This window comes from Methylocaldum sp. MU1018, assembly GCF_053646775.1.
On record NZ_JBSJPA010000006.1, the window covers coordinates 18,901 to 33,909 of the forward strand.

The following is a 15,009-nucleotide window of genomic DNA, read 5'->3' on the forward strand; positions in this document are numbered from 1 at the left end:
TCCAATCCTATTGAAAGAGGGTTTTAAAGACGCCATCCAGCTCGTCCGAGACACCTGCTGCCAATCGCTTGATCCCTATCAATCGGCTGTAATGCAGTTTCTCTTCAGGATCATTGGCTGCCTTTAACTTTTCTTTTAAATCGGTCGGATCATTCAGAATGTCCGAGATACTTTGTTCCGCGCCCTTGAGCTTGCCGTAGATATCATTGACATGGATTACCGCGTCTTTTTTCAGGGTGAAGTTCTTAGCGCTGGCATGGTATTCAAAGAGCCCCGAGAAGAGGCGATCTGGACTCTCATCCAGTTCCACCATATTGAAAACCAAGCGGAGTTTTTTGGCCGGAATACCCAGATCAGAAAGCGCATCGAGGGTTGCAATCGTATCCCGCTGCTGCTTTTCCTTCGGTACAGTGGGAATCACAAAATAATCGTAATCCTCGTGGCTGCCCTTGTACTGTCGCATGAGGTTAACGAAGTCCTCCACGTTCGAGGCGCCCACATCGATCACCGCATCATCCATTAAAGCGAGTGCTTCCTGTAATTCGCCAAACTGCTTGCCTCTAATCGCTTCGTCTTGCGTCCCGTCCGAATTAATGCTTTCCACCGGGATAATCCGGGCATAATTCAAGCGTGGAGCCAGCAAATGGCGAGCGACCGTGCTTTTGCCTACATTGCCTGAAAAGTTCATCACGGCAACTATCATTTTTTATTCTCCTTTAACGATTTGAGAAGCGGATTAGTATTGTCTGGTTTGATGAAACGATCAGCGAGTTTTTCGCGCCGCTGCTTGGCGCTTAATTCTTCAAGATTTATATCTTCATCATGCTCTGTTGTTTTTTCTGTTTCAGAGTGAGTGGAATTCGTTTCAGAGCTGCTTTTGCCCTTCGATATATCGTTTTTATTTTTTGTCCTGCTCTTAATATATTTGCGTATCGATTCCGTTGATATATCTAGCGAATTCGCTTTTAGGAATTCGCGTATTTGCCATAACGCATATCCCTTTTCCCTAAGTCTAAAAATTTGTTCATGGAACGGCTCAAGGCGTGATTTCTTCGCCTTTGGCGGTACTCGCTTTTCGAATTCTTCGATGTCCATGGATGAGGCTCAGTGGTTAAAAATGCACATAGTAGCCTCAGCGGACACCTGTAACAACGGGAAACAACCCATCATAAATCCAAAAACAACTAAAACCAATTAAAAACAATCATAAGAAATGTGAGGACAATCACAAAACAACAATAAACAACCAGTGTAATATTATCGGCGAAAAGAATTGGTAAGACAGAGGCACGTCCGATATGTTTACAATTGCGCTACGCTTCATTGTAAAATATCGTCGTGCCAAAGGGTGCCCCTTTGAAACCCAGGCGGTGAGATACCGCCTTTTTAACTCCTTATGTGCCGCGACGCGGCTCGAGTGCTTTTCATGGCAAAACGTAGTTTGAGCGAGGGCGTTCCATCGAAGCCGTTTAGCTTTCGGTTGAGCGAGCCGGATGCTGACGCCTTGACTGAAAAGGTCAAGGCGGCGGGGTTATCTATATCGGAATTCATGCGCGAATATGTCTTGCTCAATAAGACCTCGGTTATTGCTAGGCGTCCCGCAAGTGGTGACACACGTAAGCTATTATACCTTTTTAATAAGGCCAGCAATAATATAAATCAGTTGGCAAAACAGGTTAATGTCGCGCATAAGGCAGGCGATGTATCCGAGGATATATACCTTGAAGTTCTCAAGGAATTGCAACATCTGTCTCGGTATATGAAAGGATGCCTCAACGATGTTGATTAGAGTCAAAGGAGCAGACTCGGGCATAGAAGATTATCTTGAAAATGGCCAAAAGCAGGGGCGTGAGAATTCCCGAGACGAATTAGACGAGCGGATTATTCTGGATGGCGATCTTGATTCTATTAGAGCGGTCAACGAATCTCTTGATAACAATGGAGAAAAGTATCTGCATGTAACGCTTGCATTCAAAGAGGACGAACTCAGCCGGGAGGTGTTGGAAGCGATCACGCAGGATTTCAAGGCATTTGCCTTTTCCGCGTATGAATCGGATGAATATGCATTCTATGCAGAGGCGCATATTCCTAGAATCAAGAGTTACGTTAACAGTCAGAACGGTGAGTTTATTGAACGCAAGCCACATATTCACATCGTCATTCCAAAGACCAATCTCCTAAGCGGAGGGTATCTCAGCCCTTTGGGGCGCATTGAGCAACAAACAGCATTTCTCGAAGCATTTCAGGAGCTGACGAACGCCAAATATGGACTCGCGAGCCCGAAGGAGAACCGGCGCACCGGCTTTAATCTGGAGTCGGAAATTGTCAGCCGGTATAAGGGCGATGAGTTTATAGGACGCGAAGTCTTCACCGGGCATCACAAGGAGCTGAAGACAAAGATTCTCACCGACATTCTCAAGCGGAATATCGGCAATCAGGATGACCTCATGGCTTTGCTCTCGGAATACGGAAGTGTTCGGATTCGGAACGAAGGCCGAGCGAATGAATATCTCAATGTCAAACCGGACCCGGCAGGGAAGGGGGTCAATTTAAAGGAGTATGTTTTTACGCCGGCCTTTCTGGGATTGTCCGCCGAACAGAAGCGGCAAGAACTTAGCAAAGTCGCGAGCGCTCAGTATGAAACTGCCGGTCCCGCCAGGCCTACACCGGAAGAGTATCAAGCGATCCTGAAGGACTGGCATGAGCGAAGGGCGAAGGAAATCAAATATCTAAACTCGGGCAATAAAAAGCAATACGCTGAGTATAAAAGCGCTTCACCGGATAAAAAGGCTGCGATTCTGGTAGAGCGAGAAAACCGTTTCTATGCAAAACATCGAAAGACCGATTATGACCTCGAAGACAGAGATCCCGAACGAACTCTTGAGCGTATTAGAGAAAATCTCGGAACAGTTGACCGCCATATCGAATCAGCAAGCCGAATTGCTGGCGATCTTGACCGCGCCGGCGGAAACCGCACTCGTAGACGAATTGGCCGCGCTCTTAGAGCCGCTGTCCAACGACTTACGGGACATCAAGGCCGAGCTGTTGAGGGACGCGAAACCGCGCATGAATTAGGCGGGACGCGCGAGGCCGACAATGTGACCGGCCAGCTCAAGTACGACCACCGGGAGCAAAAGGCGAACGCGCGTAGCGCCGAACTTTCGGAGTTTCAGGAGATCCGGCGCCATTTGGATGCCTCCCGGTTATTGAACGCGCTTTCCCACAGCCACGGCGTTATTCCGGAGAAATATCCAATCTCGAAGGGCAAGGACGGCGGTGACCGCATCCAGGCCGGGACCCGGAACCTCAATGTTTCGGACTTTCTGACCAAGGAGTTGAACCTTCCTTGGTCAGAGGCCGCGAAAATTTTGCGGGAGACCTACCGGGAACAGACCGGGCGCGAATCGCCGGGCATGGGTCGGCAGCGTCCGGGGCAACGGTTATGGGAGCAATTCAGGCTATCCCGGCAAAACCGTTCGCTTCGGAACAAAGAGCAATGGGAAGCGCAACGGAAGAGCGAAACCACTCAGAAGGAAGCGATTCGAAAAGTCTTCTACGCCAAGAGAGGGGAGATATTAGGCAACCGAAGCTTGAGCCAGGCCGAGCGAAAGGCACGCATCAGTATCGCTCGAATGGAGCGGATCGAGCAGGAGCGGGTTTTAAGGGAGCGCATCCGAAAGCAGAGGGACGACCTGAAAGCATCCCAACGCAGGCCTTTGAAAGATGAGTATGCCGAATGGCTGACACTGAAGGCTCAGGAGGGTGACGTTTACGCGCTGGTTGAGTTGCGGCGGATGCAGCGGAAAGAGAAGGAACGGACGGATGACCATGAAATCCATTCGGGATCAGTTCAGGAGAATCGGGAGGATACGCCATTTATTACCGGCAATCGCTTGTCATACCAGGTGCATCGAGACGGAGCCGTAACCTACCGCCGAGGCGGTAACGCCGTAGTGCGGGATGAAGGCCGATTTGTAAAGGTCCTCCAAGCCGACGACGGCAATATCGAAACCGGCCTGCGTCTGGCGCGGGCCAAGTTCGGCCGAAAGCTCGATATCCGAGGGTCCGACGCTTTTAAGGCGGTGGTGGCGCGGGTAGCTGCTGAAAAGGGACTCTATGTCGAATTCACTGATCCGCAAATGAATTCCATTATTAGCGTTGCTCGAATGGAACGGATCGAGCAGGAGCGGGTTTTAAGGGAGCGCATCCGAAAAGAGCGGGATGACCGCAAAGCATCTCAGCGGCAGCCGGCACCGGACGAGCGGGTTATTCAAGCCGGCGAGCCCAAGCCGGAGCAGATGAAGCGCGAGCCGATCTATCGGGAGCCCGACATTGCTTACCGCGTGCACCGCAATGGCGACGTGACCTATAGCCGGGCGGGGCGGGACATCCTGGCCGACCAGGGGCGCACGCTGCGTGTGCTCCATGACGACCGGGAGACTATCGAGACCGGCTTACGGATGGCGCTAGCCAAGTTCGGGGGGAAATTGGACGTGCAGGGATCGGTAGAGTTTAAGCGGCAGACCGCGATAGTAGCCGCAGAAAAAGGCTTACGTGTTGAGTTCACCGATAAACGGATGAACGAAATTATGCGCGAACACAAAGCGCACCTTGCGGCACTGAAAGCCCGCGAAGCGGAATTGCGGGCGCTGGCGCGGCAGGCCCGCGAGGGCCGCGCGGCTGATGCTGCGTCCGAGCCACCCCGGACCACGCCTGATTTATCGCAACGTAACGAAAAACCCACGGATCGGGCACAGACGCCGGCTATAGCCGGCACGCCCGACAGGCCCGACAGGCCCGCGCCGCGGCCTCAGCCGACCATCGAGAGCGTTGCGCCGGAGATCCAGCGAGGCCAATACACCGGCAAGGTTATCCAAGTGGATACCCATTTTGTTTACCAGGATCACGGCAAGGAGATCATCCGGCACGACCGCGAGCGCTTTGCTTCAGCGCCGGTGCCGGGGGATTACTTACGGATCACCTACCGGGACGACCAGATGAAGGCCGAGCGAGTACCCGAAAAGACCAGGACTCGGGACAACGACCGTGGCCGCTAAGCCTATAGGATAGGGCGGTAAACGATGCTATACTTGTATATCACTTTAAGCACAGGAGCCAAATCATGCTTGCCATCCGACTGCCTGCCGAAGTGGAAAAACGCCTTGAAGCACTGGCGCAAGCCACCGGACGCACTAAGACCTTCTACGCCCGCGAAGCCATTCTTGAGCACTTGGACGACCTCGAAGATTTGTACCTCGCGGAGCAACGTCTGATCGACATTCGCTCAGGCAAGACCCAAACCGTACCACTTGAAGAAGTGATGAAGCGCTATGACATGGAAGGTTGAGCTAGACCCCGCAGCCGAGCGGGAGCTAGACAAGCTCGACCCTCAAACGGCCCGACGCATCCTTGCCTTCCTGCATGGCCGTGTCGCCCAGCTTGATGACCCGCGCAGCATTGGCGAAGCCCTCAAAGGCTCCAAGCTGGGAGCCTTCTGGAAGTACCGCGTGGGCGACTATCGAATCATTGCGAGCATCGAGGACGGCGCATTGCGTATCCTCGTTGTGCGCATCGGCAACCGCAGGGAGGTTTACCGGAAATGACACTTTTTGATGACCTTGGTTTTCGTTGGAACCGATCGGTCGTACCGACCGTTGTTCCAACCCACTCGGTTGAGCGGGCGTGCTATCGATTCCATCGAATGTTGCCGGAGTACGTTTGGGATGCCGGCGTGCTCGAAGGCAACCCGTTCACTTTTCCGGAAGTGAAAACGCTCCTGGACGGCGTGACCGTCGGTGGACACAAGCTTTCCGATCATGAGCAAATCCTTAGGTTGGCGGACAGCTCGAAATATCTTCTAGCCCTTGTGAAAGACGGTCGGTTCGAGCTGAACAAGTCTACCTTCTGCGAACTCAATGCTCGCGTTGCCAAAGAAGAAGGGCTGGAATGGGGGCACTTTCGGGGCGAGGGCGAAGAAACGAACGTTACGCCTGCTGTGGCCTTGGGCGAGCACGGCCGTTACAACCCATTGCCGACCAAGCCAGGCGCTCCAGAACTCAACCGGGTTTTCGAGAAGGGCTTGACGGCGCTCAACGAATATGCACCGGACCCCTTTGAGAAGGCGACCGCGTTCTTTCTGTTCGGGGCATTGCAGCAGTTCTTCTTCGACGGCAACAAGCGGACTTCCCGCTTCATGATGAACGGAATCCTAATGTCATCCGGCATTGACGCAATTAGCATACCGGCTGCGGAAGCGCAGGCGTTCAACGAAAAGATGGTTCGGTTCTATCTGAGCAAAGACGCGACGGAAATGATGGCCTTTCTAGTGAGTCTTCATCCGGAAGTGGAGGAAATCTATCGACTGAATCCAGGGCTTGCTAAATAAGCGGTGGTCATTAAAACCACTATATCGGGCAGGATGAACTGCCCGATAACGCGGCCACGAACGGGGCGGCCACCCCGCATGCGGCCTAACCACAACCACGACTAATGAGGAGTCGCAATCATGGCTACATCCATTATATCGATCTCATCAGCTCGGTACGTTATCCATCCCGTCGGGCACGAGGACCGGCTGTTTTTCGGCACCCGTGCTGCGTGTATCCGGCACGCTTATACTGTCGATGGCGATAGTTTTCGGCATTTGCGCGCCACAATTCTGGCGCGCCTGCCAGAGCCCGAGTGGTGGATATTGGAGACCGTCACGGATTGGGCGATCCGCCAATTGCCGCCCGATCACCCGGAGGTTGTCGCAGCGTACGTTTTGGACCAGGGCGTACGCCGGCTGGGGTCGGCGGATTGGGAGAGCTGGGTTGACGACTGGCTGGTCAATGGCGATTGGAGCCGCCGCGCAGAGCGCCGACTACGCGCAATCGCGGCGCAATATCTCCTGGCTGAATAGCCGAACATGAATTTCAAACAAAAAGAAACCCGGCTTAAGCCGGGTTTCTCGCTCCTGTTCTTTATCTATCCTTCCGGCGGATATTCGTCATTTCCGTAAGAATCCCTCTGCCGGATTTGGCCGTTCCTACCGTGGATTAGAAGTTCCGATTCCTGATTCCGCGCAATTTCCCGTGCTCTTTCGATAGCTTCCGCCTGGGTCGGATGTACCGAGGTCACTCGTGAGTTATTTTCGCCTCGGACTGCCCACTCATCCCCGTGGGGGACAACATGTTGATTCTTGCCGCTCATCTTATTGATACCTCAGATTTTTTTACTTCTTACGGTTCGGTCTTTGCGTCAACGCAGAGCCAGCGGCACTCTTCGCTGCTGGGCTAGCCTTTGGATCGCGCAGCACCTTGGCCGCCGCCGAGGCTGCTTTTTTGCCCGTCACTTCACTTGATGTTGTTTTTTTCGACATAACGAACTGTCTCCTTGGATGAACACTTCATCCCGCTCGGCAGCGATTGGCTTATACCAACGTGAACGAGCGATTGATTGCATTCTAGCAGCCATCAATGTAGAGTGCTAACATATTCCTACATGTTGTGCATTGAAAGCGCCAACACACAAGATGTAGGATCGGCATATAACACAATCATGCATAGCGAAAAATTAATAATATCAATACCTTATTGTTTGCATAATAAAAAGCTTATGAATAATGGTGATGACGTAACAGTTTTTATTCGACTTTGGCGTGTCACCTATGCAACCACATGAATACTCAATTATCGGCCACAGCCGCTCTACAGTTGGCCGTCACCTTGGCACACTAGCAGGGCTGATTAGCTCCGTATGCGTGCTGATCGTCACAGTACTCCTCGATATAGCCAATAATTACGGCTTATCTCACTTAATTCCTGACATCGTGTTATTGCCAATCAGTGCTGCCGCCATATACCCACTCGGCCACTGGGCATTTGATACTTGGGTATGGAAGCACCCAAGGGTTCTTAAGTTCCTAAAAATTCCCAACCTTAATGGCGAATGGATTTGCAACGGAAAAACATTGAATGCTGATGGTGATGTCATCTATGAATGGCCTGGTGCTGTTCGTATCTCTCAAACATGGGAGAAAATCAGAGTATATCTTGATACAGGAAGTTCAAAATCCGCGAGCGTTTCTGCAGCGCTAATTAATGAACCAGGCCGTGGCTTCCTTCTCATGTATAGTTACCGAAATGAGCCAACGATTGGCCAAAAAGAGTTAAACCATCATGTCGACTATTGTGAGCTTGCTTTCAATGAAACAACAACAAAAGCAGAAGGTGATTATTTCAATAATAAAGGCCGCATTACCTTTGGTCGAATGGTGTTAACTCGTAAAGGTTAAAAGCTATGGCAGTTGATTATAAACAGCGTCTTCAAAATCTTAGAAATCGCCGTCTTGGTTTAGATTCAAGATCGTTAGCATTAGATTCAGTAGTCGCGCTACGTGAGTCATTGTCATTCGGCGAGCCACTGTATAAATCGGAAGCCTATGAACAAAGGGGCAAGAATGATCCGGTAAAATACGCTTTAGGGATCATGCAGGAAGTCGATCCAGAATATACACGTATCAGCATTGAAGAAGGGGAGCGAGTTAGAAAACAACTGAATTCAGGTTTGTCTACATTAGATGTTCCTGTAACTTTTGATTATCAAGGCTCCGTTCCTTTAAATGTGCATATACAAGGAGTGAGCGATATTGATTTGCTCGTCTTACATGATGGTTTTGTGACTTTAGACTGGAGCGGGCCACAAGCCAAGTCATATATTATGCTTGGTAATTCAGCGCTCAGTGACATGCTCACGCTAAGGAGTAATTGCGAAGAAATTCTTGATAATAAATTTCCGGCTGCCAACGTCGATAAAAATGGCGCAAAATCCATTGCAATTTCGGGAGGATCACTTAGAAGGAAAGTCGATGTTGTACCGTCACATTGGCATGATACGGCAGACTACCAAAGATCGAAGGAGAAGCATGACAGAGAAATAAAAATATTAGATAAGACTATTCCAGATACCTTAGCTAATCGCCCATTCATGCACATGAAGCGCATCGAAGAAAAGGATTCAGCCACGAATGGATGCGCAAAAAAAGTGATTCGCCTTCTTAAAAGTCTTCGCAAAGACTCAGATAAAGATATTAAGCTAACCAGCTATGATATTGCATCACTCGTATGGCACTTTGATTCACAAAGGATAAATCTACCACACTATCTTGAGCTCACCTTAATAGCCATAACTCAAGTTCGGCTGTGGATATATCTTACTAATCGCTCTTATACCGAATCTCTAGATGTGCCTGATAAATCCAGAAAGATTATTGACTCATCTGAAAAATTTGAATCGTTAGCTCTGTTATCAAAGGAAGTAGATCAGCTTGCTTATGATGTTGCACGGGTGTTAAATCCATTTGGCATACAAACAAACGATGACGTAATAAGAAGCCTTAATGAGGCTCGTATTCACTGATTCTAGTAACGTCGGGAGCCCCCACTATCCCATCCCGAGAACAACTCTCCGGCATCATTGAGCGAATTAACTTCCACAGCGAGCAATGCAATCATCGCACGCAACCCAATTAGGATAGTTATTTACCTTCGGGCCTTGATCTGCTGCACGACCGACGTACCTACGCTGTGCGTCTAGCGGTTTTGAGTACGCCAATACAGGCTAGCAACGATTCACGGATGGCCTCCTCGATTGCCGGCTCGTCGAGGCGCTGGAATCAGCGAATCCACGCCTTGACCTGCGCCCATTTGGAGTAAGGCCTATTCTTCACGCCTGTAGGAGTGATCAAACATTTTCGCGCTCGCGAAAAATGTGGGTTCCCTTCGGCCACGATCCGACTCGCGCATCAAACCTCGCAGGAACGCACGGAACGGTTTCACGCCCGCTGATTCAATATTTTTTTCATATTAAAAACGCTTACAAAAACAGGTAATTGTCCGGTTTTTTTCAGGCTAGCCCACCCGTCTGTGGCCAGACTTTTGCCGAAATGTTCAAAAAAGTAAACGTTTTAAGACGTATTCGCTCGTATGTCTTATTCAATGTCCTATAATTTAATTCTAGCAACATCTAAGATATTTCGAGACCCTGATAGAGGGAAAGCATCATGGCTACCGTAGGTTATGCGCGAGTCAGCAGCACTGGGCAATCACTGGACGTTCAGCTGCAAAAGCTGAAGGACTGCGACAAGATATTTCGGGAGAAGCGGACGGGGACCACCGCTGAACGACCCCAGCTTAAAGCCTGTCTCGATTATCTGCGGGAGGGGGACACCTTGGTCATTACCCGCTTGGATCGATTGGCGCGCTCCACACTCCACCTGACCCAAATCGCCGAAATCCTGAAGCGGAAGGGTGTTGAACTGAAGGCTCTGGACCAGGCGATTGACACTACCACTCCAACGGGACGGCTCATGTTCACGATGCTAGGTGCTATTGCCGAGTTCGAGAATGAAATCCGGAAGGAGCGGCAGCTCGACGGAATAGAGGCTGCCAAGGAAAAGGGGGTTGAGTTCGGTCGGAAGGCGAAGCTCACCGCGACCCAGGTGGAAGACCTGAAGACCAAACGGAAAGCGGGGGTTCTTATCAAAGAACTGATGCGAGAATACGATCTATCAAAGGCCAGTGTCTATCGTCTGCTCGGTGAGAATACTGGGCGTTGAAGTAATCGCAATGTTATTGATTTTAGCTAACAAATTGTGACTTACCAATAAGATACGTCCTAAGGACGTATCTTATTGGTAAGAAAATGATTTGTCAAGATGACTGTTGATTAACTAAAGGATCTTGACAATTAAATCTTCGATCTATATATGTCCTTAGGACATATATAGATCGAAGTATCATGGATATCCGCACTGCTGTCACCCTTGAAATCGGCCAGCTCCATCAGCCAGTCGTCACAAGCTATCAACTTGGCTGCTTGATTTTTCATCTGTATCAGACAAAGGTCTACCGCGGTGAGAAGCTGAACCGCATTCAGAAGGACGTTCCAGAGCGTCTTGAATACAACCGCCTGATCACTTCCCTAGTACGTGACGGTATCCTGCAGAACAGCAGGGACGTGCCCAATAAGGAGGTGTTTGTAGTCCTTGGACAGAATATGGCGGCGGCGGAGGATATTGCCTGCTGTGTCGATCCTTTCGGCTATATCTCGCACCTGAGTGCGATGGAATATCACGGTCTCACCGACCGTCTGCCCAAGATCCTGTTTCTAACCACCCCCTCCTCGCCGCATTGGGGGCAATTGGCCATCCAACGGATGCAGAAGGACTTAGGATTAGAAGGGTTTGATCTATATTCCCAAGCCTCTCTGCCCTTGCTTCGTCGCTTGCGGCTCGCGAAAATCCATCGCAAAACTGTTAACGTCCATACCAGCGTGCATTGTGGGCCAGGGGCTTATGTGTCCATGCACGGTCGGCCACTACGCGTGGCCACGATCGGACGGACGTTTCTTGATATGATTCGTGAGCCCGATTTGTGCGGCGGCATCTATCATGTCCTAGACGTTTATGCCGACTATGCTGGTCGCTATCTGCGATTGATCGTGGATGAGGTTGATCGCCATGGTAGCAAGCTCGACAAGGTGCGCGTCGGCTATATCCTTGATGAGCGCCTGGGACTGACCCATCCCACCATCAAGTCCTGGCACGCTCTCGTACAGCGCGGCGGCTCCCAAAAGCTTCTGGCCCAGGCTGCCTACAGTGCGCACTTCTCGGAAAAATGGTGTTTATCCATCAATATCGCAGAAGCCGAGGAGGTGTGATTGCAAAAATTCGATATTAAGGAGTGGGTCAATCAGAATTCAGACTACCGCCCTTTCCGTCAGGCTGTTCATACCATTCTCACCGCTATTGCAGGCACACCCTTCCTGCAAACCAGCATGATTATGAAAGGCGGGGTGTTATTAGCTTTAAGCTACAGCAGCCCACGCTACACTAAGGATATTGACTTCTCGACTGCGATCAAGCGGCCAGATTTCGATCTTGAAGATTTTCGGCGACAGCTCGAGGCCAGCCTGATCGACACCGTAGAGACTTTAGGCTATGGCCTTGATTGCCGCATCCAGAGCTGCGAGCAGAATCCGAAGAGCGAGGACGCGACTTTCCCGACCATCCAGGTCAGTATCGGTTACGCTTACAAAGGCACACCCGCCCATAAGCGGCTGCAGGCCGGCAGTTCTCCAGAAGTTATTCGGATCGACTACAGTCTGAATGAGCCGGTCGAAGAGACTGAACTTTTTGAACTAGAGGAGGGTAGTCTCATCCGGGCTTACTCTTTTGTGGAGATGGTGGCGGAGAAATTCCGTGCGCTGCTCCAGCAGGAGGTCCGCAACCGCATCCGTCGGCAGGACATTTACGATCTGCACTATGTTCTTAAGGAAACTCTGAACAAGTCCCTGGCCCCGATAAAATAATGCCCAACGTCCAATTTTCGACAGGTCGACCCCCGATGAAGCAACTCGGACTCAGTGCCACCGTGTTTGTGAAGAAACCAAAGCTGACCAAGCGTCAGAAATTTCTCCAGGAGATGGAGCAGGTGATTCCTTGGGGGTTGTGGACGAGCCGGATTGCGCCGTACTACCCGACGGCCGGCCGGGGCAGGCGTCCCTTTCCTTTGGAGACGATGTTGCGCATCCACCTGATGCAGCACTGGTTCGGCTACTCCGATCCGGCGATGGAAGAGGCGCTGCATGACATTCCGATGCTACGCGAGTTTGCCGGGCTGGATGCGGGCGAGGACGCCATGCCGGATGAAACCACGATCCTCAAGTTCCGGCGCCTGTTGGAAACCCATCAGATGGCGCAAACCCTATTCGATGAAACGGCGGCCCTATTGGCGGAAAAGGGCTTATTGTTGCGTCAAGGGACCATCGTGGATGCCACCCTGATCGCCGCCCCGCCGTCCACGAAGAACCGCGAGCGGAAGCGGGATGGCGAGATGAGTTCGACCAAGAAGGGTAACAATTACCACTTTGGCATGAAGGCGCACATCGGCGTGGATGCTGATTCAGGCTTGGTGCATACGATGGAAGTCACCACCGCCAAGGTGGCGGACGGGGTCATGACCGAGGCCCTGTTGCACGGCGAGGAGCAGGTCGTCCTGGGCGATCGGGCCTATACCCGCAAGGACCGCAATCTGGAGGTCGAACGCCAGGAGGGCGAGCCGGTCTGGGCGTTTCCCTTCAAGCGTAAGAAGGGCGAGGACTTGCCTGCGGAACAAGCGCTTCACAACCGCATGCTGGCCGCGCTGCGGGCGGTGGTCGAACACCCCTTCCGGATCGTCAAACGCCAATTCGGCTATACCCAGGTCCGGTACCGGGGACTCTTCAAAAACGGGCAGCAACTCTACCTGCTGTTTGCCCTCAGCAATCTCTACCAGGTGCGGGAGGAGTTGAGGGCGGCCTAGGGATCAATCCGTGCATCGCCCCGGAAAACCGGGGGCGAGGGGCGGAAAGAGCGCCGATAGCGGGCGCCAATGGGGAGGGAAAAACGACCTTTTTCGGCTGGTAGCCCCGGCCGGTTTATCGGAGCCACCAATAAAACGCACTTATTCAGAGCTTCCTTAACGATCACCCGCAGCGCAACGATCCAGTGATACAGGCGCGGATTCTGGCGCGGCTGATCGAGAAGTCCCGCATACGTGGCCTGATGGTTGATCCCGAAGCCATGTCCAACCCGGAAATCCGTAGGCGCTCAGAAGTCGAATACAGCAAGCTCGCTCCCGAAGTTGAAGGCGATCTGCCTCCATTTGCTGAAGTTTACGCTGTCGTCGAGACCTTCTATCGCGCGTTGCCCTGGCTATAGAGCTAATGGCACGCCGTAGGCTCTAGGACTGATGATGCCATCAGGGGCGCTCTCGCTATCCGTGTAGCTCGACAACAACCAGTTAAATGTATTCGCGCTGACTACCGGTGATGCCACCCAGCTTTTGCGCGTGCCGCACGAAGCGCAGCAATGGCCACTAGCCGACACCAACACCAGCGATTGAGGGACTAAAAAGGGGCCGTTAAGCCCCTTTTTTGTTGTTTTGTTATCCACCGAAAGGAATTGACATAGAAACCTTAATTCATAGAATTAAGATATTAATATAATATTAAAAAAGGTTAATCATGATTATCACGGTGGGCAACACGAAGGGAGGGGTAGGCAAGACTACCCTAGCGGTAAATCTGGCGATTGCCCGCGCTCTGGCTGGGCGTGACGTGTGGCTGATCGACGGCGACCGGCAGGGCACCGCACAGACGGCAATTAGTATCCGGGCCGAGGCCGGCCACCAACCAGGCATCGCGTGCGCCACATACCCGGACGGGCCGACTCTCCGCGCGCAGGTACAGCAGCAGGCAGCGACGTTCAGCGACATCATTATTGATGCTGGTGGTCGAGACTCGACGGCGTTACGAGCCGCCCTGGTGTTATCCGATGTGATCCTAGTGCCATTCCAGCCACGCAGCTATGACGTATGGGCGTTAAGCGATATAGCCGCACTGGTAGACGAGGCCCGTAGCGTACGGGATGGTCTGCGGGCTGTGGCCGTGCTGAATTGCGCTGATCCGGGCGAGGGATCGACCGACAACGCCGAGGCCGCCGCTGCCGTCGCTGATGTGCCGCAGTTTGAATATCTGCCGACTCCGATACGCCGCCGCAAAGCATTCGCAAATGCAGCCGGTGCCGGCTTATCGGTGCTGGAACTCAAGCCTTCAGATAAGAAGGCAATAGACGAGCTTAATTCACTTGTTAGAACATTATTTTAATATTAAAATAATGTCAAAAGTAAATTGATATTGAATGCTATGACGATTACTAGACCTAAATCGAAAAGCACCGCTGCCGATGCGTTCATTTCTGGCGCCCCCGATGCTGAAAAGCCGAAGGGCGTAAGAAAAGGACATAAGCAGCAAATTAGCCTCACCATTACCCCTAGTCTGCTTGCGCGAGTGGACGAGCTAGCCTCTGAGCTGGGCCAATCTAGGGCCGCTATCATTAATATGGCGATCTACCGTGCCGTGGAGCACGGCTTAACCATTGACGGCCTACGCAAAGAGTGACCACTGCGTTAGAGAAGGGACATAAAC

Annotated in this window: 19 protein-coding genes; 15 read left to right on the forward strand and 4 right to left on the reverse strand. The window is 51.7% G+C overall.

The features are described 5' to 3' along the window. Positions 1 to 7 precede the first annotated feature (7 nt). Together stbB and ACWJKU_RS19835 are read right to left on the reverse strand one after the other, a co-directional pair. On the reverse strand, positions 8 to 703 hold the full coding sequence (stbB, locus tag ACWJKU_RS19830) for a StbB family protein (RefSeq protein WP_454148375.1): 696 nt from the start codon (positions 701 to 703) through the stop codon (positions 8 to 10). Beyond that, positions 700 to 1,095, reverse strand: a complete 396-nt coding sequence (locus tag ACWJKU_RS19835) for a hypothetical protein (protein WP_454148377.1) — start codon at positions 1,093 to 1,095, stop codon at positions 700 to 702. Before ACWJKU_RS19835 ends, stbB begins: the two co-directional genes overlap by 4 nt. Positions 1,096 to 1,426: 331 nt before the next feature. Between ACWJKU_RS19835 and ACWJKU_RS19840 the strand changes: the two genes are divergently transcribed. The 6 genes from ACWJKU_RS19840 (at position 1,427) to ACWJKU_RS19865 (ending at position 6,901) form a co-directional block, all read left to right on the forward strand. After that, the gene (locus ACWJKU_RS19840; RefSeq protein ID WP_156881543.1) at positions 1,427 to 1,789 is read left to right on the forward strand and encodes a CopG family transcriptional regulator; all 363 of its coding nucleotides are present in this window, start codon (positions 1,427 to 1,429) and stop codon (positions 1,787 to 1,789) included. After that, the gene (locus ACWJKU_RS19845) at positions 1,779 to 5,057 is read left to right on the forward strand and encodes an LPD7 domain-containing protein (RefSeq protein WP_156881544.1); all 3,279 of its coding nucleotides are present in this window, start codon (positions 1,779 to 1,781) and stop codon (positions 5,055 to 5,057) included. The genes ACWJKU_RS19840 and ACWJKU_RS19845 overlap by 11 nt, the downstream gene beginning before the upstream one ends. A gap of 65 nt (positions 5,058 to 5,122) precedes the next feature. Beyond that, a complete protein-coding gene (gene relB, locus ACWJKU_RS19850) occupies positions 5,123 to 5,347 on the forward strand; it encodes a type II toxin-antitoxin system RelB family antitoxin (protein ID WP_156881545.1) in 225 nt (74 codons plus the stop codon). Beyond that, positions 5,331 to 5,603 carry a type II toxin-antitoxin system RelE family toxin gene (locus ACWJKU_RS19855; RefSeq protein WP_156881546.1) on the forward strand — a complete coding sequence of 91 codons (273 nt, stop codon included), beginning with the start codon at positions 5,331 to 5,333 and terminating at the stop codon, positions 5,601 to 5,603. Before relB ends, ACWJKU_RS19855 begins: the two co-directional genes overlap by 17 nt. After that, positions 5,600 to 6,385 carry a Fic family protein gene (locus ACWJKU_RS19860; protein ID WP_454148380.1) on the forward strand — a complete coding sequence of 262 codons (786 nt, stop codon included), beginning with the start codon at positions 5,600 to 5,602 and terminating at the stop codon, positions 6,383 to 6,385. Before ACWJKU_RS19855 ends, ACWJKU_RS19860 begins: the two co-directional genes overlap by 4 nt. A 120-nt stretch (positions 6,386 to 6,505) precedes the next feature. Beyond that, positions 6,506 to 6,901: a hypothetical protein gene (locus tag ACWJKU_RS19865; RefSeq protein ID WP_454148382.1), complete on the forward strand. Its 396-nt coding sequence runs from the start codon at positions 6,506 to 6,508 to the stop codon at positions 6,899 to 6,901. A 65-nt stretch (positions 6,902 to 6,966) separates the two neighbouring features. Here the strand turns inward: ACWJKU_RS19865 and ACWJKU_RS19870 are convergent, their stop codons facing one another. Both ACWJKU_RS19870 and ACWJKU_RS19875 read right to left on the reverse strand, forming a co-directional pair. After that, positions 6,967 to 7,191, reverse strand: coding sequence for a DUF2188 domain-containing protein (locus tag ACWJKU_RS19870; protein ID WP_454148384.1), 225 nt, complete (start codon positions 7,189 to 7,191; stop codon positions 6,967 to 6,969). Positions 7,192 to 7,213: 22 nt separating this feature from the next. Beyond that, positions 7,214 to 7,360: a hypothetical protein gene (locus ACWJKU_RS19875; protein ID WP_454148386.1), complete on the reverse strand. Its 147-nt coding sequence runs from the start codon at positions 7,358 to 7,360 to the stop codon at positions 7,214 to 7,216. A 288-nt stretch (positions 7,361 to 7,648) separates the two neighbouring features. Here ACWJKU_RS19875 and ACWJKU_RS19880 point away from each other — a divergent pair, with 288 nt between their 5' ends. The 9 genes from ACWJKU_RS19880 (at position 7,649) to ACWJKU_RS19920 (ending at position 14,982) form a co-directional block, all read left to right on the forward strand. Then, the gene (locus ACWJKU_RS19880) at positions 7,649 to 8,275 is read left to right on the forward strand and encodes a Cap15 family cyclic dinucleotide receptor domain-containing protein (protein WP_454148388.1); all 627 of its coding nucleotides are present in this window, start codon (positions 7,649 to 7,651) and stop codon (positions 8,273 to 8,275) included. Positions 8,276 to 8,280: 5 nt separating this feature from the next. Then, on the forward strand, positions 8,281 to 9,399 hold the full coding sequence (locus tag ACWJKU_RS19885) for a hypothetical protein (RefSeq protein WP_454148390.1): 1,119 nt from the start codon (positions 8,281 to 8,283) through the stop codon (positions 9,397 to 9,399). Between the two features lie 643 nt (positions 9,400 to 10,042). Further along, positions 10,043 to 10,597 carry a recombinase family protein gene (locus tag ACWJKU_RS19890; protein ID WP_454148392.1) on the forward strand — a complete coding sequence of 185 codons (555 nt, stop codon included), beginning with the start codon at positions 10,043 to 10,045 and terminating at the stop codon, positions 10,595 to 10,597. A 182-nt stretch (positions 10,598 to 10,779) separates the two neighbouring features. Next, on the forward strand, positions 10,780 to 11,700 hold the full coding sequence (locus ACWJKU_RS19895) for a type IV toxin-antitoxin system AbiEi family antitoxin domain-containing protein (RefSeq protein ID WP_454148394.1): 921 nt from the start codon (positions 10,780 to 10,782) through the stop codon (positions 11,698 to 11,700). Continuing rightward, complete coding sequence (locus ACWJKU_RS19900) at positions 11,701 to 12,351, forward strand: nucleotidyl transferase AbiEii/AbiGii toxin family protein (protein ID WP_454148396.1); 651 nt, start codon at positions 11,701 to 11,703, stop codon at positions 12,349 to 12,351. 35 nt (positions 12,352 to 12,386) lie between these two features. Further along, positions 12,387 to 13,343, forward strand: a complete 957-nt coding sequence (locus tag ACWJKU_RS19905) for an IS5 family transposase (protein WP_454142574.1) — start codon at positions 12,387 to 12,389, stop codon at positions 13,341 to 13,343. Between the two features lie 242 nt (positions 13,344 to 13,585). Further along, positions 13,586 to 13,741, forward strand: coding sequence for a hypothetical protein (locus ACWJKU_RS19910; RefSeq protein ID WP_454148398.1), 156 nt, complete (start codon positions 13,586 to 13,588; stop codon positions 13,739 to 13,741). Between the two features lie 305 nt (positions 13,742 to 14,046). After that, on the forward strand, positions 14,047 to 14,688 hold the full coding sequence (locus ACWJKU_RS19915) for an AAA family ATPase (protein WP_454148400.1): 642 nt from the start codon (positions 14,047 to 14,049) through the stop codon (positions 14,686 to 14,688). 39 nt (positions 14,689 to 14,727) lie between these two features. Continuing rightward, positions 14,728 to 14,982 (forward strand): ribbon-helix-helix domain-containing protein, encoded by a 255-nt coding sequence (locus tag ACWJKU_RS19920; RefSeq protein WP_454148402.1) that lies wholly within the window; start codon positions 14,728 to 14,730, stop codon positions 14,980 to 14,982. The last annotated feature ends 27 nt before the right edge of the window (positions 14,983 to 15,009 follow it).